Source organism: Halotalea alkalilenta DSM 17697 (genome assembly GCF_000621205.1).
GTDB classification, from domain to species: domain Bacteria; phylum Pseudomonadota; class Gammaproteobacteria; order Pseudomonadales; family Halomonadaceae; genus Halotalea; species Halotalea alkalilenta.
On the sequence record NZ_JHYY01000013.1, the window covers coordinates 157411 to 180658 of the forward strand.

At 66.0% G+C, this 23248-nt stretch carries 22 protein-coding genes; 10 read left to right on the top strand and 12 right to left on the bottom strand.

All coding sequences use genetic code 11. From position 1 onward, the window contains the following. Nucleotides 1-81: 81 nt before the first annotated feature. A complete protein-coding gene (trmB, locus tag Q376_RS0100710) occupies nucleotides 82-753 on the bottom strand; it encodes a tRNA (guanine(46)-N(7))-methyltransferase TrmB (RefSeq protein ID WP_027348666.1) in 672 nt (223 codons plus the stop codon). Between the two features lie 355 nt (nucleotides 754-1108). Between trmB and Q376_RS0100715 the strand changes: the two genes are divergently transcribed. From Q376_RS0100715 to Q376_RS0100725, 3 genes are all read left to right on the top strand, one after another. Further along, on the top strand, nucleotides 1109-2986 hold the full coding sequence (locus Q376_RS0100715) for a beta-ketoacyl synthase (RefSeq protein WP_027348667.1): 1878 nt from the start codon (nucleotides 1109-1111) through the stop codon (nucleotides 2984-2986). Between the two features lie 64 nt (nucleotides 2987-3050). After that, complete coding sequence (coaD, locus tag Q376_RS0100720; protein ID WP_027348668.1) at nucleotides 3051-3551, top strand: pantetheine-phosphate adenylyltransferase; 501 nt, start codon at nucleotides 3051-3053, stop codon at nucleotides 3549-3551. A gap of 31 nt (nucleotides 3552-3582) precedes the next feature. Further along, nucleotides 3583-3837, top strand: a complete 255-nt coding sequence (locus Q376_RS0100725) for a YfhL family 4Fe-4S dicluster ferredoxin (protein WP_027348669.1) — start codon at nucleotides 3583-3585, stop codon at nucleotides 3835-3837. Between the two features lie 266 nt (nucleotides 3838-4103). Here Q376_RS0100725 and Q376_RS20925 read toward each other — a convergent pair whose 3' ends face one another. Beyond that, nucleotides 4104-4409 (bottom strand): metal-sensing transcriptional repressor, encoded by a 306-nt coding sequence (locus tag Q376_RS20925; protein WP_043445600.1) that lies wholly within the window; start codon nucleotides 4407-4409, stop codon nucleotides 4104-4106. A 300-nt stretch (nucleotides 4410-4709) separates the two neighbouring features. On the opposite strand from Q376_RS20925, the gene Q376_RS0100735 reads away from it, so the two are divergent. Together Q376_RS0100735 and Q376_RS0100740 are read left to right on the top strand one after the other, a co-directional pair. Continuing rightward, nucleotides 4710-6155, top strand: a complete 1446-nt coding sequence (locus Q376_RS0100735) for an aldehyde dehydrogenase family protein (RefSeq protein ID WP_027348671.1) — start codon at nucleotides 4710-4712, stop codon at nucleotides 6153-6155. A gap of 81 nt (nucleotides 6156-6236) precedes the next feature. Next, nucleotides 6237-7529 (top strand): NAD(P)/FAD-dependent oxidoreductase, encoded by a 1293-nt coding sequence (locus tag Q376_RS0100740; protein WP_027348672.1) that lies wholly within the window; start codon nucleotides 6237-6239, stop codon nucleotides 7527-7529. A gap of 43 nt (nucleotides 7530-7572) precedes the next feature. Here the strand turns inward: Q376_RS0100740 and Q376_RS0100745 are convergent, their stop codons facing one another. From Q376_RS0100745 to Q376_RS24625, 6 genes are all read right to left on the bottom strand, one after another. Then, nucleotides 7573-8688: an ABC transporter ATP-binding protein gene (locus tag Q376_RS0100745; protein WP_052364810.1), complete on the bottom strand. Its 1116-nt coding sequence runs from the start codon at nucleotides 8686-8688 to the stop codon at nucleotides 7573-7575. Nucleotides 8689-8791: 103 nt separating this feature from the next. Beyond that, nucleotides 8792-9982 (bottom strand): ABC transporter substrate-binding protein, encoded by a 1191-nt coding sequence (locus Q376_RS0100750; protein ID WP_027348674.1) that lies wholly within the window; start codon nucleotides 9980-9982, stop codon nucleotides 8792-8794. 57 nt (nucleotides 9983-10039) lie between these two features. Beyond that, entirely contained in the window at nucleotides 10040-10849 is an 810-nt protein-coding gene (locus tag Q376_RS0100755; RefSeq protein WP_027348675.1) for an ABC transporter permease, read from the bottom strand. Further along, the gene (locus Q376_RS20930; RefSeq protein WP_081803325.1) at nucleotides 10850-11719 is read right to left on the bottom strand and encodes an ABC transporter permease; all 870 of its coding nucleotides are present in this window, start codon (nucleotides 11717-11719) and stop codon (nucleotides 10850-10852) included. 295 nt (nucleotides 11720-12014) lie between these two features. Beyond that, the gene (locus tag Q376_RS0100765) at nucleotides 12015-12620 is read right to left on the bottom strand and encodes a helix-turn-helix domain-containing protein (RefSeq protein ID WP_027348676.1); all 606 of its coding nucleotides are present in this window, start codon (nucleotides 12618-12620) and stop codon (nucleotides 12015-12017) included. A gap of 29 nt (nucleotides 12621-12649) precedes the next feature. Next, entirely contained in the window at nucleotides 12650-12808 is a 159-nt protein-coding gene (locus Q376_RS24625) for a hypothetical protein (protein ID WP_155834072.1), read from the bottom strand. A gap of 52 nt (nucleotides 12809-12860) precedes the next feature. Here Q376_RS24625 and Q376_RS0100770 point away from each other — a divergent pair, with 52 nt between their 5' ends. From Q376_RS0100770 to Q376_RS20935, 3 genes are all read left to right on the top strand, one after another. Next, on the top strand, nucleotides 12861-13991 hold the full coding sequence (locus tag Q376_RS0100770) for a M20/M25/M40 family metallo-hydrolase (RefSeq protein ID WP_027348677.1): 1131 nt from the start codon (nucleotides 12861-12863) through the stop codon (nucleotides 13989-13991). Nucleotides 13992-14124: 133 nt separating this feature from the next. Continuing rightward, nucleotides 14125-15468, top strand: a complete 1344-nt coding sequence (locus Q376_RS0100775; RefSeq protein ID WP_027348678.1) for an MATE family efflux transporter — start codon at nucleotides 14125-14127, stop codon at nucleotides 15466-15468. A gap of 30 nt (nucleotides 15469-15498) precedes the next feature. Continuing rightward, on the top strand, nucleotides 15499-16563 hold the full coding sequence (locus Q376_RS20935; protein ID WP_052364811.1) for a hypothetical protein: 1065 nt from the start codon (nucleotides 15499-15501) through the stop codon (nucleotides 16561-16563). Nucleotides 16564-16567: 4 nt separating this feature from the next. On the opposite strand, the gene Q376_RS0100785 is transcribed toward Q376_RS20935, so the two are convergent. After that, the gene (locus Q376_RS0100785) at nucleotides 16568-17968 is read right to left on the bottom strand and encodes an aminotransferase-like domain-containing protein (protein ID WP_027348679.1); all 1401 of its coding nucleotides are present in this window, start codon (nucleotides 17966-17968) and stop codon (nucleotides 16568-16570) included. A 118-nt stretch (nucleotides 17969-18086) separates the two neighbouring features. Between Q376_RS0100785 and Q376_RS0100790 the strand changes: the two genes are divergently transcribed. Beyond that, nucleotides 18087-18692 carry a LysE family translocator gene (locus Q376_RS0100790; RefSeq protein ID WP_043445505.1) on the top strand — a complete coding sequence of 202 codons (606 nt, stop codon included), beginning with the start codon at nucleotides 18087-18089 and terminating at the stop codon, nucleotides 18690-18692. A gap of 9 nt (nucleotides 18693-18701) precedes the next feature. Here Q376_RS0100790 and Q376_RS0100795 read toward each other — a convergent pair whose 3' ends face one another. Further along, nucleotides 18702-20297, bottom strand: coding sequence for a gamma-glutamyltransferase family protein (locus Q376_RS0100795; RefSeq protein WP_027348681.1), 1596 nt, complete (start codon nucleotides 20295-20297; stop codon nucleotides 18702-18704). A gap of 47 nt (nucleotides 20298-20344) precedes the next feature. Next, nucleotides 20345-21088, bottom strand: coding sequence for an alpha/beta hydrolase (locus Q376_RS0100800; protein WP_027348682.1), 744 nt, complete (start codon nucleotides 21086-21088; stop codon nucleotides 20345-20347). A gap of 226 nt (nucleotides 21089-21314) precedes the next feature. Here Q376_RS0100800 and Q376_RS0100805 point away from each other — a divergent pair, with 226 nt between their 5' ends. After that, nucleotides 21315-22370, top strand: a complete 1056-nt coding sequence (locus Q376_RS0100805) for an acyltransferase family protein (protein ID WP_027348683.1) — start codon at nucleotides 21315-21317, stop codon at nucleotides 22368-22370. 482 nt (nucleotides 22371-22852) lie between these two features. On the opposite strand, the gene Q376_RS23850 is transcribed toward Q376_RS0100805, so the two are convergent. Further along, on the bottom strand, nucleotides 22853-23248 hold the full coding sequence (locus tag Q376_RS23850) for an I78 family peptidase inhibitor (protein WP_052364812.1): 396 nt from the start codon (nucleotides 23246-23248) through the stop codon (nucleotides 22853-22855).

Genomic DNA, 23248 nt, shown 5'->3' on the forward strand with positions numbered 1-23248 from the left:
CCGCGCTGGGTCGGGACGAAATCGATGCAAAGCGGCACGTCGGAGTGTACATGAGCCGAGCGACAATGCGATCGACCCGGTTCAACCCAAACGTTGGAGCCCGACACGCAGCCGCCACAGTGCGTGGCCGCTACGCTGGTACTTGGCCTCGAACGGCGTCAGCGCTGCACCTTCGGGCATGAAGCCCTCGACCGTGGGGGCCGACCCGGTGACCAGCCCGACGGCGATGGCGAACTCCTCGACGTAGATCTTCCAGTTGGAGCGAAGCTCCAGCTCGCCACCGAGACCGAGCAGGCTCGGCAAGACCGGGTGCCCGTGCCAGCGCAGCTTGAGCAACCCCGGCTTGGGATAGGGGTTGGGATAGAGCAGGTAATGAGCCCGCGGCGCCCAGCCCGCCTCCAGGGCAAGGCGCCAGAAATCGACCAGGTCGGCGCGAATCAGGCAGGCATTGCCGGGCAGCGGGCCGTGATCGCGATTGATCCGGTCGAGGCTTCGATCGACACCGATCACCAGCGCATCAGGATGGCGCTCGGCGAGCCTGCGGGTGGAAAGTCCCACGCCACAGCCGGAGTCGAGTACCAAGGGGTGTCCCGGCCGCGCGTCCAGCCACGCCTGGGCGCTGGCGAAGGCGACCCTGCTATGCTCGGCGAACGGCCGCTGCCACGGCGTTCGCAGCGCGCGCTCGACGCGCTGGGCAAGACCCTGGTGAGGGCCGTGCTGGGAGCTGTGGATCGGCGTCGAGTCGGCCTGCATCGGCGGAGGGACCTCTTGCGCGGGGCTTGGGACCAGGCCCCGCCGTTGACTGACGAAAGAATCAGAAACACTGTTCGAAATATCGCTCGGCTCGAATGACGGGCTCGCGGCCGCGATGTTATCATCACAACATTACATCCGCGCACCTTCTTGGGGCACCTCGACGCCTCAGGTGCGCGACGTTCGCAATTCACGCGGCACGTCGATGACGCCACGCCAAGGATCTGGACGACGATAGGCTTGGGCCCTGGAAGCAGGCCACTGGCCTCGTCGCCGTCGCTCCAAAGTAGGTGGACCGGCGCCGCGAAGCACGAGTGAGGGTAGCGGCTTGTCACAGTTACCGGTGATCGTCGGTATGGGCGGGGTCAACGCCGCCGGCAGGACTTCAGGGCATCAGGCGTTTCGCCGCACGGTGCTCGACGCGCTGCCGCAGGACGAACGCGAGCGCACTCTGCTGGGGCTGGCCTCGCTGATGGCGTTGGCGAAGCTCGACGACCAGGGCCAGTGGATCGATGCCGAAGACCGGGCACTGACGCCCGCCGAGCTGGTCGAGCGCTACCGCGAACGGATCGTATCCCATACCTTGATCCGCCGGATCGAGCCGCCCACCTACGATGCCCAGGGCATCGTCGCCAATCGTGCCGCCAAGCTCGAGCTAGACGCGCCGCTGAGCTTTCGCCTGCGCCGGCGCGAACTGCCCGAGCAGCTGCCGGCGCAGTGGGAGGTGGTCGAAATCGACGCCCGACACGTCGAAGTCCGCGTGCCCCAGGGCGCGCTCGAGGTGCTGCTCCCCGACCATCGCCAGCCGCTGGTCAACAGTGCAGGCCAGCTGCCGAGCGGCTTCGAGCCGACCTCTTTCTATCGCAGCGTGCATCATCCGCGGGCCTTGGCGATGACCATCTTCGGCGCCTCCGACTGCCTCGGTCAGAGCGGGCTCGAGTGGCAGGAGGTGGCCGACCGCCTGCCCCCCGACCAGGTCGCGGTCTACGCCAGCAACTCCACCGGCCAGCTCGACCGCGAAGGCTGGGGCGGACTGCTGCAGAGCTTCGTCACCGGCAACCGCGCGACCTCGAAGCAGATGCCGCTGGGCTATGGCCAGATGCCCGCCGACTTCCTCAATGCCTACGTGCTCGGCAGCGTCGGCGCCACTGCGGGCCTCCAGGGCGCCTGCGCGACCTTCCTCTACAACCTGCGCATGGCGGTGGATGACATTCGCGCGGGCCGCCGTCGGGTGGCGATGGTCGGCACCGCCGATGCACCGGTCACCGCGGAGGTGATCGAGGGCTTCCGGGTGATGAGCGCGCTGGCCGACGACCAGAGCCTCAAGGCGCTCGACGCGCTGGAGCTCTTGACCGATCAGGATTACCAGCGCGCTTGCCGGCCGTTCGCGCGCAACTGCGGCTTCACCATCGCCGAATCGGCGCAGTTCGTGCTGGTGATGGACGATGCCCTGGCGCTGGAGCTCGGCGCCGAGCTGCTCGGCTCGGTGCCCGAGGTGTTCGTCAATGCCGATGGTTGGAAGCGCTCGATCTCCGCCCCCGGGGTCGGCAACTACGTGACCATGGCCAAGAGCGTCAGCCTCGCCCGCGCGATCCTCGGTGAAGAAGCGGTGCAACGGCGCAGCTTCGTCCACGCCCACGGCACCAGCACGCCGAAGAACCGCACCACCGAATCCCACGTCTTCGACCAGGTCGCCGCGGCTTTCAGTATCGAGCGCTGGCCGATCGCGGCGATCAAGGCCTACATCGGCCATTCACAGGGCAGTGCCGCCGGCGACCAGATCGCCAGCGCCATCGGCACCTTCCATCACCGCCTGATGCCGGGCATCGCGACCCTCGACGAGGTCGCAGACGATGTCTTCGCCGAACGCCTGGTGCTCTCCCGCGAGCATCTCGAACTCGACGCCGATGTCGCCTTCATCAACGCCAAGGGCTTCGGTGGCAACAACGCCAGCGCCCCGCTGCTCTCGCCGCGGGTCACCGAGCGGCTGCTCACCCAGCGCCACGGCGAGGCGGCGATGAGCGCCTGGCGGCGCAAACGCGAGAAGGTCCGCGAGGCCTCCAGCGCCTTCGAACAGCGCTCCCTCGGCGGTCGCTTCGAGCCACGCTATACTTTCGGTGAGGGCGTGCTCGAAGGGCCGGAACTGATGATCGATGACCAGTCGATCAAGCTGCCAGGCTACGCCAAGCCGATCTCGCTCGAGATCGACAACCCCTTCGGCAGCCTCGACTAGCGGTGCGGACGCGGGTTCGACTCCCGCCGCCCGCCCATCGCGCAACGTTCGCCACTGAGCCGCCATGACCACTATCGTCTATCCCGGCACCTTCGATCCGATCACCAATGGCCATATCGACCTGATCGAGCGAGCGGCCCCGCTGTTCGAACGCCTGCTGGTCGCGGTCGCCGCCAGCCCGCGCAAGCGCCCAGCGCTCAGCCTCGAGCAGCGCGTGGCGCTGGCCAGCGAAGTGCTTTCGGGGATCCCCAACGTCGAGGTCATCGGCTTCGACGGCCTGACCACCGACTTCCTCATCGAGCAGGAGGCCCGCGTGCTGCTGCGCGGGCTACGCTCGAGCGCCGACTTCGACTACGAGCTGCAGCTGGCCCAGATCAACCGCATCCAGCTGCCCGGCACCGAGAGCCTGTTCATGGCCCCGGCACCAGAGAACGCCTGTATCTCCTCGACCATCGTCCGCGAAATCGCCCGCCTGCACGGCGACGTCTCGCGCCTCGTTCCCGCCGCCGTAGCCCAGGCGCTGAGCGTACGTTTCGCCGACGAGGCCGCGGAGCGCGGCGAGTGATCGACATGCACAGGCCAGGGGGTGATCAGCCATGTCATTGATGATTACCGACGAATGCATCAACTGCGACGTCTGCGAGCCGGAGTGCCCCAACGGCGCGATCTCGCCAGGCGAGGAGATCTACGTCATCGATCCGGGCCTGTGCACCGAATGCGTCGGCCACTTCGACGAACCCCAGTGCCAGCAGGTCTGCCCGGTCGACTGCATCCCCCACGACCCCCAGCACGCCGAGAGCCAAGACCAGCTCTACGCCAAGTACCAGCTGATCGTCTCCAGCGTGGGCTAACGGGCGAAAGGCGCGCTCCTATCCTCGCCATTCATCCATCGACCTTCATCCAGCTCTATCATCTTCACCGCTCGATCGGCGGTCAGCGGTTCGAACAGCCAGGTGAGTGCACCAACGGCTAGGGAGCCAGCGGACAGCCCGGCCTCGTACCGGGGCCAATCCGGGTGATCCGCCGCGTCGAACGAAATAGTGACGGCGATCTGCTCGTAATCTGCAGGCGCTCCGATGGTCGTGGCGGCCCGACATGCCTTGGACGAGATAACACGTCAAAGATACTTGGTGATGGTCTTGAACTCGTCGATCGGCCCTCGTTGGCTACGGGGCAAAGAGCCGACCACATCCTCGAGGCAGTGATCGAGGTGATCCTGGATCAGCGTCCGCTTGGCCTGCGTGATCGCCCTCTCGACGGCGAAAAGCTGCTGGGCGATATCGACACAGTTGCGCCCGCTTTCGATCATCTGCAACACGCTGCGCAAATGACCTTCGGCGCGTTTCAGGCGCTTGGAGATCGCCTCGTGATGGTGGTGCGGGGCGTGGCTATGAGGACTGGAACTGCTGTCGGCTTCGCTCATGGAGGGGTATGCATCCGGCGGAATCGAGCCGTCGCTGCGGCTCAGGCTAAGGGAGTCGCGATGAGCCATATGAGTCACTCGACCCGGGAATGGAGCTACAGGTGGCGTCAGTGAACTTGGAGAACTGGGGCGGGTGGAACACGCTTCATCCACGCCCCCATTCAGTTGCGCCTGGACTCACGCTAGAGTGAGCCGATCCTCACCCAAGAGGGTTTTGAAAGCTCATATGATCGATGATCGAATGAGCATTTTTCCCATAGCGAAAGGCATGGATTTTCCTCCCGGAGATAACAACAACGAATGAATATCCACGACAGCTTCTATATCGATGGTGAATGGCGCAAGGCTCGCTCCTCGCAGACCACCGAGGTGATCGATCCGGCGACCGAACGGCCGATCGCAAGGATCGCGCTGGGCAACGAAGAAGACGTCGACCGAGCGGTCACCGCGGCGCGCAACGCCTTCCCCACCTTTTCCCAGTGGAGCCGCGAGCAGCGCCTGGCGCTGCTCGAACGCATCCTGGTCGAGTATCGCGCGCGGCGCGAGGAGCTGGCGCTGCGGGTCAGTGAAGAGATGGGCGCTCCGCTCGGCTTCGCCCTCGAGTGGCAGGTCGGCATCGGCGAGGCCCACATCACGCGCATGATCGAAGTATTGAAGCACTATGAGTTCGAGTCATCGCGCGGCTCGACGCTGGTGGTCAAGGAGCCCGTCGGCGTGGTGGCGCTGATCACGCCCTGGAACTGGCCGTTGAACCAGATCACCTGCAAGGTGATGCCGGCACTGGCGGCAGGCTGCACCATGGTGCTGAAACCGAGCGAGATCGCCCCGCTGGATGCACTGGTGTTCGCCGAGATCCTCGATAGCGCGGGCGTCCCGGCCGGGGTCTTCAACTTGGTCAATGGCACCGGCGTCGAGGTCGGCGAAGCGCTCTCCCGCCATCCCGAAGTCGACATGGTCTCGTTCACCGGATCGACCCGGGCGGGCGTCGCGGTGGCCAAGGCGGGCGCGGATACGGTGAAGCGGATTCACCAGGAGCTGGGCGGAAAATCGGCCAATATCCTGCTTCCCGACCTGACCAGCGAGGCGGGGCTCGAACGCGCGGTCAGGCAAGGAGTGCTGTCGTGCTTTTCCAACACCGGGCAGTCCTGCAACGCGCCCACGCGGATGCTGGTACCGCGCCAGCACTACCAGGAAGCGGTCGGCTATGCCGTAGAGGCCGCCGCCGGGGTGAAGGTCGGCTCGCCCAAGGCTTCCGATACCTCCATCGGCCCTTTGATCAGCGCACTACAGTTCGAACGGGTCCAGTCGTGGATCGCCTGTGGGATCGAAGAAGGCGCGACGGTGGCGATCGGCGGCTTGGGTAAACCCCAGGGACTCGAGCAGGGCTACTACGTCAAACCCACCATCTTCACCGAAGTCACCGCCGGGATGCGCATCGCGCAGGAAGAGATATTCGGCCCGGTGCTGGTGATGATCGCCTATGAAGACGTCGAGCACGCCGTCGCCTTGGCCAATGATTCACCGTACGGACTGGCCGCCTATGTGCAGTCGAACGACCTGGACAGCGCACGTAGCGTCGCCCGGCGGCTGCGGGCAGGGACGGTTGCGATCAACTACCCCGCCTGGGACTCAGCAGCGCCCTTCGGTGGCTACAAACGCTCCGGCAATGGCCGGGAATACGCTGACTTCGGCCTCGATGAGTTCCTCGAGATCAAGGGCATCACCGGCTACGCAAGCGCGCAGTGATGAGCCGCGCGCTCTGAACGATCACAGCCTGGATATCTTGCCCATATCGCCGACGAGCGGCGATCTCACCACGAGCCCATGATGAAAGACAACGATCGGTTCGGCATCAACAATCTCTATCGTCAAACAGCGATCGCGCCCCCCGAAAGCCCGCAGCTCGACCAAGACGTCAGCGCCGATGTGGTCATCGTCGGCGGCGGATACACGGGCCTGTCGACGGCGCTGCATCTCGCCGAAGCCGGGCTCTCCTGCGTGCTGCTCGAAGCCCATGACATCGGCCATGGCTGCTCGGGCCGCAACGGCGGGCAGGTCAACCCGGGGCTTAAATGGGCCCCCGACCAGGTCGAGCGGGACTTCGGCCCCGAACTCGGCAAACGGATGGTCGAGCTCTCCTACGCGGCGCCAGCCGAGGTCTTCGATCTGGTCGAGAAGCACCAGATCGACTGCGCTCCCCGGCGCACCGGCACCATCCGGGCGGCGGTGGACAGCGCCGGGCTGCGCGACATCCAGTCGCTGGCGGCTCAGTGCATCCGCCGCGACATGCCGGTCGAGCTGGTCTCGGCCGAGGGTATGCGACAGCTCACCGGTACCGGGCGCTATCTGGGTGGGATGCTCGATCACCGCGGTGGCCATCTCAACCCGCTGGGATACGCCCGGGGCCTCGCCCGCGCCGCGACCCTCGCCGGCGCGCGCTTGCACGGCCAGAGCGCGGCGCAGTCGATCGAGCGCCAGGGAACGGGCTGGGTGGTGCGCACCGCCAAGGCCAGCGTCAAGGCCGCCCAGGTGGTGGTGGGCACCAATGGCTACACCGGGGATCTATGGCCCAAGCTCAAGCGTACCATCGCGCCGATCTACACCTATGTGACCGCGAGTGAACCGTTGCCGGATGAGATCCTGCGCACGCTGATGCCATCCGGCGCGGCGCTTTATGAGTCCGCCTGGGACGTGGTGTACTACCGCGTCGATGATGGCGGGCGCTTGGTGATGGGTGGACGCGGGCCCCAGCGCGACGCCACCAGCCTCGATGACTACGCCCACCTGATCCGCTACGCGGAGAGACTCTGGCCCCAGCTCGAGGGGGTCTCCTGGCCCTGGCACTGGTACGGCCAGGTGGCGATCACCGAGGACCACTACCCGCATTGGACCGAGCCCGAGCCCGGCGCCAAGCTGATGCTGGGCTACAACGGCCGCGGCATCGCGATGGCCACCGTGGCCGGCAGGCTGATCAGTCGGCGGATCGTCTCGAACGGGAGTGACGAGCAGGACTTTCCGATTCGCACCCGGCTCAAGCCGATGCCTTTCCAGCCGTTCTGGCGCGTGGGCGCCGAAGCGCGGATGCTGCTCGGCCGCGCGGGCGACCTGTTCAAGCACTGAAACATCAAGGTCCGTGCCTGGCCATGCGCCAGGCACGGGGCCTTCACACCACCAAGAGGAAATCGTCCACCGCCCAGTGCAACCTGGCGAGCTCGCCGGGTGCCAGGGTCTGCGTACCGCTGCGGTGCGGCTGCGATACGGTCAGCGAACAGCCGTCGACCTCCACGCTGTAGCGCAGGCTTTCGCCCAGGAACAGGGCGGAAGTGACCGTCCCTTCGAGCTGGCCCCCAGTGGCATCGAGCGCATCGGATGCTGCGGTGAGATGGATCTTCTCCGGGCGCAGCACGCACTGCGCCGGACCCCGCCTCGAGCCGTCGCCGCCGCGTGCGGTGAAGGTACGATCGAACATTCGCACATCGTAGTACCCCGCTGCCGCGGCGCCGACCACCTCAACGCCGAGGAAGTTGGCCTCGCCGATGAACGATGCGGCGAACCGGCTGCATGGACGGTCGTAGAGATCGCGGGGGCTACCGATCTGCTCTATCTTGCCGTCGTTCAACAGCGCCACGCGGTCCGACATCACCAGTGCTTCACGCTGGTCGTGGGTCACGTAGATGAAGGTGATGCCCAAGCGCTCGTGCAGGCTCTTGATCTCCAGCTGCATCGCTTCGCGCAGCTGCTTGTCGAGCGCGCTCAATGGCTCGTCCATGAGCAGCACCGGGGGGTCGAAGACCACCGCGCGCGCGATCGCCACACGCTGCTGCTGCCCTCCCGAAAGCTGCTGTGGATAGCGGTTCTCGAAGCCCGACAGCTGCACCAGGTCGAGCATCTTGCTGACTTTGTCGCGGATGACCGCTTTGGAGGTACGCGTCTGGCGCAGCGAGAAGCCGATGTTCTCGGCCACGGTCATATGCGGAAAGAGCGCGTAGTTCTGAAACACCATGCCGATGCCGCGCCGCTCCGGCGGGAGCAGCGTGACGTCGCAGTCATCGATGAGTATCCGGCCGCCGCTGACCTGCTCGAATCCTGCCAGCATCATCAGAAGCGTCGACTTCCCCGAGCCGGACGGACCGAGCAGGCTGATGAACTCTCCTTGCTGGACATCCAGGTCGAGCCGTTCGATCGCCACGCTCGAACCATAGCGCTTGTGGATACCCTCGAACTTGATCGCCGCTCCAGCGCGCTTGCCCGTCACCTCGGTGATACCTGCCCGCTGCATGCCGGCCCCCTTCTCTTGTACTTTTCTCGATCCGGTCGAAAGATGATCCCGCGCAAGGCCCGCCGCCCTTGGCGGCAGGCCTTGCGCACGGTACGTACGCTGCTCAGCTGAGGATGAACCTGGCCCAGCGGCTCGAGAGCTCGTCGTAGCTTTGCGACCACCAGACGTCGTCGTAGGGAATCAGCTCATCGATGTACTCGCTCGAGGTCGGCAGCATCTTGAGCCGCTCCGCCGGCAGCAGCGCCTCGGCGCCATCGTTGATGAAGCCATAGGAGATCAGCGAGGAGAGCCGCGCCTGCGGTGCCGCCATGCTCATGAACGCCGAGAGTTTCAACGCATTCTCACGGTTGGGAGCGTTCTTCAGGATCGCCCAGCAATCGTTACGCAGCAGCTGGTTGCGCCAGATGATCTCGATCGGCGCGCCCGCGCGCTGGGCGGCATCGATGCGTCCGTTCCAGGCCGTGGCCATCACCACCTCGTCGTCGCTGAGCAGCTGGGCGGGAATCGCCCCCGCCTCCCACCACCTGACCACCTCGGGCTTGATCTTCTCGAGGCTGGCGAAGGCCTTGTCCATGTCGATGGGATAGACCTCGGAGGGAGGTACACCCGCCGCCATCAGGGCGATCTCCAGGTCGGGGCTCAGCCCGCCGCCGCCGGACTGCAGCGACCTGGGGCCTGGGAAGTTCTCGGTATCCCAGAGATCCTCGGCGCTGGCGGGTGGCGTATCGAAGGCGTCCGGGCGGAAAGCGATGATCTGGGCATAGGGAAGCATCAGGAAATAGTGCTTCTTCAGATAGTGCTCGGGGATGTTGGCGGTATCGAACAGGGAGTAGTCGAACTCCTCGAAATAATCGCCCTTGGTCTGGAGGTTGAGCACCGATGCGCCTTCGAACTCGCACAGGTCGTACTCGTAATTGCCAGTGTCGACCATCGCCCGGATCTTGGCCGAATCCGGCCCCTCGCTTTCGATCACGCGGATCCCGGTCAGCTCGGTGAAGGGCTGCAGATAGGCCCTGCGCTGAGCCTCCTGCAGTGCGCCGCCGTAGGAGCAATAGCGGACTTCGCCGCTGCCCTTGAGCGCGTCGGGCACCGTGGTGATCTCCGGCAGCGTCACCTCCTGCGCCAGGGCAGGGAGCGCGAACATGCTGGTCATCTGGGTCGCGGCCGCGGTGGTCAGGCCGAGCTTGGCCGCCGCACCGATGAACTGACGACGGGTGAAGTCGGCGACGTGGGGCGGCTGCGACGACATCAGTGCAAAGAGCCGGTTGATGATGCGGAGTCTGGCATCGGACATCTGGACATCCTCGTTGTGGTTGTTGTTCGACCGATGATCGCCGAGCGGCCTCGGTGGTCAGGTGCGTTCCTGCTCCCGGGTGCGCAGGCGTTCCGTGCGCCGCCTGAGCAGCTCGGCGACGATCATCAAGCCAAGGGTGACGACGATCAGCAGGCTGGAGGCGGCGGCGATGGTGGGTTCCAACTGGTAGCGGATCTGGTCCCACATCCGCCGCGGCAGGGTGACCGCGTCCGAGCCAGAGACGAACAGTGCGATCAGCAGCTCATCGAAGGAGGTGGCGAAGGCGAAGACCCCGCCCGCCAGGACGCCTGGACGAATCAGCGGGAAAGTGACCTGGCGAAACGCCGCGAAAGGCGAAGCGCCCAGGTTGCGCGCGGCCTGCTCGAGGCGCGGATCCACCCCGCTGAGCGCGTTGGCGACGGTGATCACCACGAAGGGGACCGCCAGGCAGGTATGGCCGATGACTAGCGCAATCGGATTACCGATCAGCCGATAGTCGGCATAGGTGTAGTAGAGCCCGATCGCGACGATGATCCCCGGAACGATGATCGGCGAGAGGATCATCGCCGCCACCAGCCGACGCCCGGGAAAGCGGCCGCGCATCAGGCCTATCGCGCCGGGAATCCCCAGCGCCAGCGACAACAGCGTCACCGCGACGGCGACACCGACGCTCATGGTGGCGGCGCTGGTCCAGGCATAGGAGGAGAAGAACTCCTGGTACCACTGCAGGCTGAGACCCGGAGGAGGAAAGCGCAGGAACCGCGCCGAAGAGAACGACAAGATGATGACGATCACCATCGGTGCGATCAGGAAGGCCAGAATCAACGCCGATACGAGCCCGAGGGAAAAGCCTGCCAAGCGTCTCATCTATCGCCTCATCAACGGGTTGAGCGCAACGATACGGGCGAACAGCGCGCAGATCACAAGCACCGCCGCCAGCACCACCACCGCCATCGCCGCGGCGATGTTCCAGTTGAATCCGCGCACCTGCGTCTCGATCAGCTGGGCGATCATCATGTCCCGCGGCCCGCCCACCAGGGCGGGGGTGATGTAGAAGCCGATCGACAGGGTGAAGACCAGCACCGCACCGGCGGCGACACCCGGCATGGACAGCGGCAAGGTGACTTGGCGAAAGCTGGCGAAAGGACCCGCGCCCAAGCCTTTGGCGGCGTCGACCAGACGCCAGTCGAAGGACTTGAGCGTGGCGTAGAGCGGCAGCACGACGAAGGGCAGCAGCACATGGACCATCGCGATGTAGACCGCCGTGCGCGTGTTGAGCAGCTGCATCGGGCGCTCGAGCAGGCCGATGTTGACCAGCGTATCGTTGATCACTCCCCGCCTGCCCAACAGCACCATCCACGCGTAGGTGCGAACCAGGATCGAGGTCCAGAACGGCATCAGCACCAGCAGCAGCAGGATGTTGGCGACGCTGGTCCTGGTCCGGGCGATGAAGTAAGCCAGTGGATATCCGAGCAGCAGGCAGAGCACGGTGGTGATCAGGCTGATCGTCATGGTGATCTGCATCACCCGCCAGAAGGCGCCGTCGGAGAGCACTGCTCTGAACGCCGATAGCGACCAGCCTTCGCCACTCTCCAGCGAACGCAGCAGCATGCTGAACACCGGGGTTAGGTAGAAGAGCGCGATGAAGGCGATCAGCGGCAGGATCAGCAGCGCCGTGCGGTCGAACCGCAAGACGGCCCTGCCGCGACGCCGGGATGAGTGCTTGGTCAAGGCCATCGTCACGAAGTTGTCCTTATTGGAATTTTGGCCGTGAGGGTCTGCACCAGCGAGATCCTGCGATGGATGTCGCGTGGCTGCTTGCTAACTGATACCGGAGTCTCGAGTTTTTGTAAAGAGTGAAATTATTGGTATGAAATTTCACGAAAGAGAAAACAGGCAGTGATCGAAGGACCAGCCCTTGCGCGCCCATAGCTCGGATGCAGGCGCCCGGACGCAGCGCAAGGAGGCAGGTAAAGCGGCGCGCAGGGCGCGAGGAAAACGAGCGAGCCGGCGACTCCCGCGCCGGCTCGGGTCAGTAAGAGGCGGGGCTCGCCACCCAGATCATCTCCGCGTTCTCATCGCCGACGCACCAGAAACGAATCATGCAGGTGGCGGGAAAGGCGAAGGAGTCGCCCGCCTCGAGGCGATAAGGCTTGGCATCGACCTCGAGCATCACCGTCCCCGACAGCACGGTGCCGCATTTGAATCCCTGAGGATGGTTGTAGGGGGTATCGCCCGTGCTACCACCGGGCTTGAGCGTCATCCGGCACATCTGGATCCCGGTGCAGGCGTCCGGCGTCAGCAGCTCCTTGACCGTTCTCTTCTCGCCGAGATCGAGAATCCGGCGCCGGCGATGACGCACGACGATGCCATCGTCGGGGTCGTCCTGCGAGGTTCCCGCATCGTCGAACAGCCATGCCACCGGCATCTCCAGCGCCGCGCAGATCGCCGTCATCGAGTTGATCGATGGCATGGTCAGGCCACGTTCGATCTGGCTGAGCTGGCCGATGGAGATGCCAGCGAGGCTGGAAACCTCCTGCAGCGACATGTTGCGCACCTTGCGGCGCAGTCGCAGTCGCATGCCGAGCCCGCCCTTGCTGTCCTTTTCCTGCGCCGGCAGGCGCTGAGTTGCGCGCATCGTCTTCCCTTTCTGATATTTTTCTGATACTAAAATAATAGAACAATAATTTCAATCAGATGGAAACCACCATCCGGCCAGCGAATGAAGCCTGAGCCACCGATACCAGCGTCAGCTCCCAATGCGGCCGTCGGCATACGACGAGCGCAGCGGCCTGGCTGAATCACCATACCGAGCGTCAGGGCCACCCTCCCTTCCCTTGCATGCACAGGTGATGGGGCAAAGATACAGGAACCGATGATGTCACCGATTGACCTTCCCTTCGATCTCGAGCGGATGCTGAGCGGACTCAAGACCTGGGTCGAGTGCGAAAGCCCCACCACCGACGCCGCCGCGGTGGACCGGATGATGGACCTGGCCAGCTACGACCTCGCAGCCGCCGGCGCGAGTATCGAGCGCATCCCCGGACGCAAGGGGTTCGGCGGTTCGGTCAGGGCACGCTTCCCGCACCGCAATCCCGGCGCCCCCGGGATACTGGTGGCGGGCCACCTGGATACCGTCCATCCCCTCGGCACGCTGGACAAACTGCCCTTCAGGCGCGAGGGAGCGCTGTGCTACGGCCCCGGGATCATGGACATGAAGGGCGGCAACTACGCCAGCCTGGAAGCCATGAAGCAGCTCCTGCGGGCGGGCATCGAGACGCCGCTGCCGGTGACTTTCCTCTTCACCCCAGACGAAGAGTTCGGCACCCCCTCGACCCGCGAGCTGATCGAGACCGAAGCGGCCAAGCACCGCTACGTGCTGATTCCCGAGCCTGCGATGCCCGACGGAGGCGTGATCACCGGCCGCTACGCGATCGCCCGGTTCGGCCTGCAAACCCGCGGACGCCCGAGCCATGCCGGCTCGCTGCTGGCCGAGGGCCGCTCCGCCATCGCGGAGATGGCTCGCCGGCTGCTGCAGATAGAGGCGATGACCTCCGAGGACTGCACTTTCAGCGTCGGCGTGATCCGCGCGGGGCAGTGGGTCAACTGCGTGTCCTCGAGCTGCGATGCCGGGGCCTTGAGCATGGCCAAGCGGCAGTCCGACCTCGAGCGGGGAGTGCGCATGATGCTCGAGCTGTCGGGAGAGGCCAATGGCGTCGAATTCGAGGTGACCAGGGGGGTGACCCGGCCGGTCTGGGAACCCTCTCCCGAGACCATGGCGCTGTTCGACGTGGCCCGGGAAGTTGCGGGCGAAATCGGCTTCGAGATCACCGCCAACAGCGTCGGCGGCGGCTCGGACGGGAACTTCACCGGCGCGATGGGCATTCCCACCCTGGACGGGCTGGGCGTTCGCGGCGAGGGACTGCACACCCTGAACGAGCACATCGAGGTAGAGAGCCTGATCGAGCGTGCGCGCCTGATGGCCGGGCTACTGACCCGGCTGCGTTGAAGCCGACGAGAGGCGAGCGCCAGAACCCTCCAGCGTCTAGAATGCCCTGCACTGAATTGACGATGCGTCCCGCTCGCTGACCGCTATGGGTCGGGGAGCGGGCGCCTCGGCCGCTATCGATCCAGAGGTATTCTTGGCGCGTCCTTCTCCTTCATCCTCCACCGCTGCGGCCTCCTCCCCCTCGGTCTGGCGTCTGGCCTGGCCGATCATCCTCTCCAACGTCAGCGTGCCGCTGCTCGGGCTGATCGGCACCGCAGTGATCGGCCACCTGCCGGATGCGCGCTACCTTGGTGCGGTGACCCTCGGCACCACGCTGTTCAGCCTGCTGTTCTGGGCCTTCGGCTTCCTGCGCATGGGCACCACCGGACTGACCTCCCAGGCTCATGGGCGCTCGGACGCCGCTTCGGTGCGCGCGCTGCTGCTGCAGTCGCTGGCGCTGGCGGCGTCGATCGGCATGGTGCTGATCGTGCTTTCGCCCTGGTTGATCCCATTCGCTCTGGGATTGATCGGCGGCGAGCCCGAGGTCCAGGCGCTGGCGGCGGAGTATGCGCGAATCAGGATCTTCTCGGCGCCGGCGGTGCTGGCCAACTATGTGGTGATCGGCTGGTTCCTCGGCCAGCAGAATGCCAGGGCGACGCTGATCCTGATGGTCTTCGGCAACCTGCTCAACATCGCTCTGACCCTGGCGCTGGTGCTCGGCGTCGGGCTCAAGAGCGACGGGGTCGCCTGGGCGGCCCTGGTGGCCGACCATGCCACCCTCGCGCTGGCGGCGTGGCTGGTCCGCTCGCGCGGCCGCGAGCTGGCTGGGCGTTTCACGCTTGCGGCGCTGCGCGGACTGGCCGGCTACGCCGCGCTGTTCCAGGTCAACCGGCACCTTTTCGTACGCACCCTGTGCCTGCTCTTCGCTACCGCGTTCTTCACCTCGCGCGGGGCCGAGGCGGGCACCACCGTGCTCGCCGCCAATGCGGTACTGATGCAGTTCGTGATGCTGACCTCGTTCGCCCTCGATGGCTTCGCCCAGGCCGCCGAAGCGCTCACCGGGCGCGCGGTGGGGGCACGCCGGTTCGACCAGTTCGCCGCTGCGGTACGCGCCTGCGCGCGCTTCTCGCTGTACACCGCGATCGCTGCGGCGGCATCGTTCGCGCTGGCCGGGCCGTGGATGATCGACCTGCTCACCGGCATCGAAGAGGTGCGTGCGACCGCGCGCGACTACCTGCCCTGGCTTACGCTGATGCCGCTGATCGCGGTGTGGAGCTACCTGCTCGACGGAGTCTTCATCGGCGCCACCGAAACCAAGGCGATGCGCGATACTCTACTGCTGTCGCTGGCGATCTACCTGCCGAGCTGGTACCTGTTGCAGGGTTTCGGCAATCATGGGCTGTGGCTCGCCTTCAGCCTGTTCACCCTGACCCGCTCGGTGAGCCTCGGCGCGATCTACCTGCGCAGGCGCAAGGGCGCCTGGCGCGACAGCGCTTGAATCCAATTCTCAAGGAAGAGGCACGCGCCCATGCAGCCCCCCGATCCCTACCGCCGCGGCTATGATCCCGCCCTGGGCGAGCGAGCACGCAAGCGTTTCAAGGCCTACCAGCCCCCGCCGGTCAGCCCGGCCCGCGCGCGCTTCCACGATTTGTGGGACGCGATCATCATCGTTGTGGTCTGCCTGAGCCTGGGCCTGATCCTGTTCGATACGCTCTACCGCTGGACCGCGCTGCCGGCGCTTTTGGCGACCGCCTCTCCTTCGCTGAACGCAGCGGGTGGATGGCTCTCGGCCAACGCCACCCGCATCGATCTGATCTTCGTCGCCATCTTCGTCATCGACCTGATCGGCGGCTGGACCATGGCGATCATCGAGCGGCGTTACCACCGCTGGTTCTTCTACCCCTTCGTGCACTGGTACGACGTGCTCGGCAGCCTGCCGATCGCGGGCCTGCGCTTTTTGCGCATACTGCGCGTGATCGGCCTGGTCGCGCGACTGCAAAGGCGCGGCGTGATCGAGATCCGCGACTGGCGGATCTATCGCTTCTTCAACAAGTACTACCAGGTCGCGCTCGAGGAGCTTGCCGATCGCGTCGCGATCAAGCTGATGACCAGCGCCCAGGAGGAGATCCGCCTCGGCGATAGTCTACCCAGGCGGATGGTCGACGAAGTGCTCGCGCCACGCCGCGATGTGCTGGTGGGGTTGATCAGCGAGCGGCTGAACGGGCTGGTCGCCTTCGCCCGCGACCGGCATCGCGGCGACCTGGAGCGCTACCTGATCTCGAGCACCCGCAAGGTACTCGACGAGAACCCGCGCCTGCGCACGCTCAAGGCCCTGCCATTCGGCGACCATATGGCGCGCAGCCTCGAAAGCAGCCTGATCGATGTGATCCAACGGCTGGTGCGGGATTCCAACCAGGCGCTGTCGTCGGATCAGTTCCAGCAGGCCACCGAACGGCTGGTCGGCGACGTCTTCGATCGCGCGCTCGCAGACCCCGCGCTCAGCGACGGCCGGCTGGAGGAGACCCTGATCGACGTGCTCGAAGTGCTCAAGGACGAGATCCAGCTCCAGCGCTGGAAAGAGCGCTACGGCTGATCGATCAAAGCGGCTCGAGCGGCAGCTCCTGCGGGGTCTCGAGCTGGGCCACCAGGCGGTCGAGGGCGTGAGCCAGCGTCTCGCGGTCGCGCGCGGCTCCCAGGCACAGCCGCACCGCCTGGGGCGCCGGTGAGTGGCCGATGCAGAACGGCTCGCTGGGGGTGAACAGGATCCGCTCGGCGGCGAGCCGCTCGAGCAGCGGGCCGGCGCGCTGGTCCAGCGGCAGGGTGAGCCAGAGGAAGGTCGAACCGCGCTGGCCGCGCGGCGAGTAGCCGGCCAGGCGCTCGACGGCTAGATCGTAGCGCGCCTCGAGCTCGGCATTTTGCCATTCGAGCATCCGCGCGGCGTCACCGCTTTCGATCCAGGCACAGACCAGCGCACTCATCAACGGCGGTGTCATCCAGCTCTGCGCCCGCAGCGCCCCGCGCAGGCGGGTCGCCGCCTGGTCGGGCATCCGCATCACGCCCTGGCGCAGGCCACCGCCGAATATCTTCGAAAACGAGAACAGGTAGAGCGTACGCTCGGGAGCGAGACGGTAGAGCGGCGAGCCCCTGAGCGCCTGGGGCAGATAGAGCACCCCATCCTCGAGCAGCCACCAATCGTGACGCCGCGCCGCCTCCACCAGATGGCAGCGGCGCGCCTCGGACATCCAGCGTCCGGTCGGATTGTGCTGATCGGGCATCACATAGATCAGCTTCAGCGGCTGCTGGGCGTGGAGCCGCTCGAGCGCCGCCACGTCGATGCCCTGCGCGTCCTCCCCCACCCCGAGCGCCTTGACCCCGAGCTGGCGCGCGGCGCCCTGGAAGCCAGGGTAGGTCAGCTCGCAGCTGGCCGCCCGCTCGCCCGCGCGCAGCATCGCCGCCAGGGCGACGAAGATACCGTGCTGCCCGCCCTGGGTGAGCAGCAGCTCCTCGGCATCCACCGGCAGGCCGATCTCGCCCATGAACCCGGCGATGCACTGGCGGTGTTCGAGCAGCCCTTGCTCGCGCTGATAGCTGATCGACGCTTCGAGCATCTCCGCCCGTGCGCGAATACGCTCCATCGCACGCGCCAGGCCGGCGGCACGTTCGGGGTGGGGAGGCGCATGGGCGTGGCTCAGATCAATCGTCGAAGGCGGGTATTCGAAGGCGTTGGGCACCAGAAGCTGCTGGCGCGAGGAGATCGAGCTGGAGGAAACATAGGTGCCGCTGCCGACCCGGGCCTCGACCAGCCCCCGGCGCTCGGCCTCGGCATAGCCGCGCGTCACGGTACCGACGGTGACCCCGAGACGATCGGCGAGCTGGCGCTGCGGCGGCAGCTTGTCGTTCTCGCGCAGCTCTCCGCTGGCGATCGCCTTGCCGATCGCTTCGCATAGCGCACGGTAGCGGGGCCTGTCGGGAGCGAGCAGCGGCGTCCACATCGTCATGGTGACAATAATCCGATTGCGTTGGAAATTGACTCGATTATGCTCAAAAAAAGGGCGCAATAAAAAGAAAAATTGGGCCATTCATCGAAAATTGAACCCATACAAAAGAATCACCGCCATGACTGCCAGCCTGCTGCTCTCGTTCGTGCTGTTCGCCTTCGTCGCCTCGATCACGCCGGGGCCGAACAATCTGATGCTGCTTCACTCCGGCGTGCATTTCGGCTTTCGCGCCAGCGTGCCGCACATGCTCGGGATCAGCTTCGGCTTCGCGCTGATGGTGGCGATGATCGGCTTCGGCCTGGGTGCCGCCTTCACTCGGTGGCCGTTGCTCGATACCCTGCTGCGCTGGCTCGGGGCGGGCTATTTCGTCTGGCTCGCCTGGCGGCTGGCGAGCGCCCCGGCTCAGCCGCCGAGGCCGGCCGAGCTCGGCGCCGCGCGCCCATTGAGCAGCCTCGGCGCCGCTGCGTTCCAGTGGGTCAATCCCAAGGCGTGGATCATGGCGATCGGCGCGGTGACGACTTTCGTCCCGGCACAGGACTACGCCTTCAACGTGCTGCTGATCAGCGCACTGTTCTGCCTGGTCAACCTGCCAAGCGTCGGCTGCTGGGCCTGGGCCGGCGAACGGCTGCGGGTCTGGCTGGAGACGCCCTCGCGGATGCGCGCCTTCAACCTGACCATGGCCGCGCTGCTGCTCGCCTCGCTCTGGCCGGTACTGGCGGCCTGACCTGCGAGCTCAGAACCCCGCGGCGGCACCGTTGCTGCGCGGGTCGAAGGCACCCTCCAACACGCCATTGGGGTGACGAACCACCGCGCCGGCGTGACCCATGGTCTCGCTGAACGGCGCCAGCAGCTCGACCTCGTGGCCGCGTTCGGCCAGGGCTTCGACCACCGCCTGGGGGAAGCGCGACTCGAGCTTGAGGCTGTCGCTGGTGTCGCCCCAGGTACGTCCGAGCAGCCAGCGCGGTGCGCTCACTGCCTGCTGAAGCCCCTGGCCGAACACCGCGTAGCGGCTGTATACCGCGGCCTGGGTCTGGGGCTGGCCGTCGCCGCCCATGGTCCCGTAGACCAGGGTGCGGCCGTCGCTGAGCCGGGCGGCGGCGGGATTCAAGGTGTGAAACGGCTGCTTGCCTGGCGCCAACGCAAGGATATGGCCAGGGTCGAGGCTGAACGAGGCGCCCCGGTTCTGCCAGTTGATCCCGCTGCCCGGCAGCACCACACCGCTGCCGAACTCGTGATAGATGCTCTGGATGAACGATACCGCGAGGCCGGATTCGTCGATGACGCCCATCCAGATGGTATCGCCCGGCCCCTTGCCCTCTCCCCAGGGCGCCGCCCGCGCCATGTCGACCGCCGCCGCCTCGCGATCGAGCGCCGCGCTCTCAAGGCATGCCTGGGGATCGATGCGCATGCAGGCGGGATCGGTGATCTGGCTATCGCGCACCGCGAAGGCGCGCTTGGTCGCCTCGACCAGCGCATGGATGTGATCGGCGCTGTCGGCTTCGACCGTGGAGAGCCCCAGTCGGTCGGAGATGCCGAGGATCATCTGCGAGACCAGCCCCTGGGTCGGCGGGGCGAGATTGAATATCTCACCGGTGCTGTGGGCGAGCTTCAACGGCGTACCACGGCGTGCCCGGTAGCCGGCGAGGTCGGCGGCGGTCACCGGCATGCCGAGCCGGCCGATATCGGCGGCGATCGAGCCTGCCAGCTCGCCGCGGTAGAAGTCGTCGAGCCCGCTCGCGGCGAGCCGTGACAGCGTCGCCGCAAGCTTCGGCTGCTTGAACAGGCTGGCCTCTTGCGGCACTCGGCCATCGACCAGGAAGCTCTCGGCGAAGCCTGGGATGTGCTCGAGTTCACTGCGTTTGGCCCGGGTCGCGGCGACCTGGGAGTGGGTCACCGGCATGCCCTGGGAGGCGTAGTGGATGGCATCCGAGAGCAACCGGGGCAGCGGCAGCGGTGGCCGCTCGGCGAGCTCACCGGCGAGCTCGAGCGCGACCCGCCAACCGTCGACGGTACCAGGTACGGTCAGCGCAGCATCCGCGCCGCGAAACGGAATCCGCTCGCGCCCGGCGTAGCGCTCCAGGGTGGCGAGGCTGCCTGCCGGACCGCTGGCATCGATGGTCACCGGCTCGCCGTCGGGCGGCATCACCAGCCAGAAGCCATCGCCGCCGATCCCGTTCATATGCGGGTAGACCACCGCGATGGTGGAGGCGGCGGCGACCATCGCCTCGATGGCGTTGCCACCCTCGCGCAGGATCGAGAGCGCCGCTTGCGCTGCGAGGCTGTGAGGAGCGACGGCGAGACCGCGCGGGGCGACGGTGGCGTTGAGCATCTAGGCGAGTTCCTGGTGTCGTGGTTCGAAGCGAAGGTTAACGGCAATCAGCGGCCCGGCAGCGGCAACCAATCGAGCACGCGCTGGATCTGCTGGTCCCAATAGCGCCATTGGTGATCCCCCGGGCCCTCCTCGTAGCACAGCTCGAGCCCGGCGTCGAAAGCCGCGTCGCGGAAGTCGAGATTGGGCCGATGGAGGAAGTCCTCGGTACCGCACCACTGATAGAGCCTGGGCGCGGCCGAAGGCAGCTGGCGATAGCGATCGAGCAGCGCGAACAGGTCGTCCTCGCCGCCACGCGGATCGCGATCGGCGAAGATCAGTCCGAAATCCGGCGGCGGGTCGACACGCTGCGCGACCGCGACGATATCGAGCGAGCCGGAGAGGCTGGCCGCGGCGGCGAAGCGCTGCGGTTCTCGCAGCGCCCACTTGAAGGCGCCATAGCCGCCCATCGAAAGCCCGGCGACGAAGGTCTCCTCGCGACGACGCGAGATCGGCAGCAGCCGTTCGGCGAGCCTCGGCAGCTCCTCGGTGAGAAAGGCGTACCAGCGCGGGCCGTGGCGCATATCGGTGTAGAAGCCGCGTCCGCAGGCCGGCATCACTACCGCGAGATTGCGCTCGGCGGCGTAGCGTTCGATCGCGGTCTGCCGGCACCAGGCGCTGTCGTCGTCACTGAGCCCGTGGAGCAGGTAGAGCACCGGCCACGGGCCATCGCCCTGCTCCGGCACCAGCGCCTGGAGAGAGGCGTCGATGCCGAGTACCTCGGACGCGAATCTGTACTGCAGCCATGCCATGGCCACTGCTCCGCTTTGCATGTGATGCCCTATTACGCCGCGCGGACCCGTACTTGTCGAGCCAAGCGACGGTTAACGGCGCGTTGCTTTTTTGTGTCGAGTTGAAATTCCGGCGATCGATCCCTCCCAACCGCGGTCCATACTGCGAAAGTTCAACGCGGTGGCGGCATCCGAGCGCCGCCCGCGAGGGATCAGACGAATCAGAAAGACAAGGGACTCATCGCCTATGCTGGTTTCGATCCAGGCACTGCGGGCCTTCGCCGCTTGGCTCGTGGTCTTCCACCACTTCATGCAGGTGTTTTTCAATTTCAAGGCCGAAAGCCTGACCGGGCAGATGCTCTCCACCCGTGGTCAGGTCGGCGTCGACATCTTCTTCGTGATCAGCGGCTTCGTGATCTATCTGGCCAGCGCAGGCAAATCGATCCACACCCCTCGCTTCATGCTCGAACGCTTGATCCGCATCGCTCCCGCCTACTGGATCTTCACCCTGATCACCGCGTCGATCATCTACTTCGACGCCCGGATGATGCCGGACTACGGTCTCGATCCAGTGGCGCTGCTCAAGTCGCTGCTCTTCATTCCGACCCAGAACCCGGCCGGCTTCGGTTTCTATCCGATCCTCCCGGTGGGCTGGACGCTGAACTTCGAGATGATGTTCTACGCTCTGTTCGCGCTCTCGCTGCTTGCCGGGCGGCGCCACCGGGTGTGGGTCACGACGCTGCTGGTGGTGCTGCTCGGCGGCTGGCTGGCCCACCAGCCGTTCATCTCGAGCTTCTACACCAACCCGGTGATCTACGAGTTCCTGCTCGGCATCGGTCTGGCATCGATCTACCGTCGCGGCTGGCTGCCGGCCCTCTCGGGCTGGGCCTTGCTGGTCCCCGCGGTGATCGCGGCGGGCGCCGTAGCGATGATCCTGCAGTTCGACGATCAGCATCCCTATCGCCTGCTGACCTGGGGCCTGCCCAGCGCCGCACTGGTCGCCGCCTTGATCAGCATGGAGAAGCTGTTCGATGGCAATCGCGTGCTCAAGCACCTCGGCGACTGGTCCTATTCGGTCTACCTGCTCCACGTCATCGTGCTGTGGTGCGGCGCCTACCTGCTCCACCGTCGGCTCGGCCTCGACCCTTACCTGACCCTGGCGCTGTGCCTGCCGGTGATCGCCGTCGGCTCGTGGCTCAGCTTCACCTACGTCGAGATGGCACTGTCGCGCCGGCTCAAGCGCAGCCTGGGGCTGTCACGGCGTCCGTCGCGTGCTGAAGAGCGGCTCGAGCCGAACGCTTGAAGCGCGAGTCCCGCCGATCGTGGGTCATTGAACGCGCGATCCGAGACGACCGCGGCACGGTGCATCGAACGCCAAAGCGCCCGGCGAAATCAGCCGGGCGCTCAGATTAATGACAACCCCCCTTTAGACCCAGGCGACGCTCTCGATCCTGGCGAGTCGAGAACCGTTTTCGCTCCAACGAGCCTATCGCTCGTTTAGATGCGAGGGGCGGTCCCCTCGCGCTCCCCCTTTAGGGGGACGCGCCGCCACGAGATCGCGAAACCCTGGCCGATCAATCGCTTGCCCTCGGGTCGGCGCGCATGGACATCCCTGTCCGGGCGCGCCTTTTGCGACATCCATGTCGCAAACCCCGGTGCAATCGATTGCCGTCCAGCGCGCTCTCGGAGGCGGCTGGAAGCCATCGTGGCATCTTCAAATACTTTGTCAGCAGTCTGAAAGCGCCCGGCGAAATCGGCCGGGCGCTTCGGTGCTACTGGGTCGGATCAGCCACAGTCGAGGCCGTTGATCACGCCCTTGTCGTCGGTGCGGATGTTGAGCCGGTCATCACGATAGTCCATGGTCGCCGCGGTGTGCGGCGCCAGTACGCGCTGCTGGCGCGCGCCGCTGAGTGCGAGGATCTCCGCGTAGAGCGCATCGCTACCGGTCTGGCCGACATAGCTCTCGACCCTGCCGGCATCGCACTGCTGGTCGGGCGCGCCGGTCTGCGTCTGCTGCGTATCGCTCGGCTGTGCGCCGCTGGCACCCGTGCCCTGGTGCTGGTTCGATGGGGAGAGATACTCGACGCCGGGAGGCGCGCCCGGTATCTCTTGCTCGGGGGTGGAAGAGCAGGCGCTGAGCGCCATGGCCAGCACCACGCCACCTACGAGGGTTCCTTTCAT

Excerpts from the sequence above, each read along its gene's own strand:
- coaD (WP_027348668.1), top strand. The coding sequence starts at position 3,051 with ATGACCACTATCGTCTATCCCGGCACCTTCGATCCGATCACCAATGGC.
- Q376_RS0100740 (WP_027348672.1), top strand. The coding sequence starts at position 6,237 with ATGAAAGACAACGATCGGTTCGGCATCAACAATCTCTATCGTCAAACA.
- trmB (WP_027348666.1), bottom strand. The coding sequence starts at position 753 with ATGCAGGCCGACTCGACGCCGATCCACAGCTCCCAGCACGGCCCTCAC.
- Q376_RS0100755 (WP_027348675.1), bottom strand. The coding sequence starts at position 10,849 with ATGAGACGCTTGGCAGGCTTTTCCCTCGGGCTCGTATCGGCGTTGATT.
- Q376_RS0100725 (WP_027348669.1), top strand. The coding sequence starts at position 3,583 with ATGTCATTGATGATTACCGACGAATGCATCAACTGCGACGTCTGCGAG.
- Q376_RS0100785 (WP_027348679.1), bottom strand. The coding sequence starts at position 17,968 with ATGACGATGTGGACGCCGCTGCTCGCTCCCGACAGGCCCCGCTACCGT.
- Q376_RS0100795 (WP_027348681.1), bottom strand. The coding sequence starts at position 20,297 with ATGCTCAACGCCACCGTCGCCCCGCGCGGTCTCGCCGTCGCTCCTCAC.
- Q376_RS23850 (WP_052364812.1), bottom strand. The coding sequence starts at position 23,248 with ATGAAAGGAACCCTCGTAGGTGGCGTGGTGCTGGCCATGGCGCTCAGC.
- Q376_RS0100765 (WP_027348676.1), bottom strand. The coding sequence starts at position 12,620 with ATGCGCGCAACTCAGCGCCTGCCGGCGCAGGAAAAGGACAGCAAGGGC.
- Q376_RS0100715 (WP_027348667.1), top strand. The coding sequence starts at position 1,109 with ATGGGCGGGGTCAACGCCGCCGGCAGGACTTCAGGGCATCAGGCGTTT.
- Q376_RS0100750 (WP_027348674.1), bottom strand. The coding sequence starts at position 9,982 with ATGTCCGATGCCAGACTCCGCATCATCAACCGGCTCTTTGCACTGATG.
- Q376_RS0100770 (WP_027348677.1), top strand. The coding sequence starts at position 12,861 with ATGTCACCGATTGACCTTCCCTTCGATCTCGAGCGGATGCTGAGCGGA.
- Q376_RS0100735 (WP_027348671.1), top strand. The coding sequence starts at position 4,710 with ATGAATATCCACGACAGCTTCTATATCGATGGTGAATGGCGCAAGGCT.
- Q376_RS20930 (WP_081803325.1), bottom strand. The coding sequence starts at position 11,719 with ATGGCCTTGACCAAGCACTCATCCCGGCGTCGCGGCAGGGCCGTCTTG.
- Q376_RS0100800 (WP_027348682.1), bottom strand. The coding sequence starts at position 21,088 with ATGGCATGGCTGCAGTACAGATTCGCGTCCGAGGTACTCGGCATCGAC.
- Q376_RS0100745 (WP_052364810.1), bottom strand. The coding sequence starts at position 8,688 with ATGCAGCGGGCAGGTATCACCGAGGTGACGGGCAAGCGCGCTGGAGCG.
- Q376_RS20935 (WP_052364811.1), top strand. The coding sequence starts at position 15,499 with ATGCAGCCCCCCGATCCCTACCGCCGCGGCTATGATCCCGCCCTGGGC.
- Q376_RS0100805 (WP_027348683.1), top strand. The coding sequence starts at position 21,315 with ATGCTGGTTTCGATCCAGGCACTGCGGGCCTTCGCCGCTTGGCTCGTG.
- Q376_RS0100790 (WP_043445505.1), top strand. The coding sequence starts at position 18,087 with ATGACTGCCAGCCTGCTGCTCTCGTTCGTGCTGTTCGCCTTCGTCGCC.
- Q376_RS20925 (WP_043445600.1), bottom strand. The coding sequence starts at position 4,409 with ATGAGCGAAGCCGACAGCAGTTCCAGTCCTCATAGCCACGCCCCGCAC.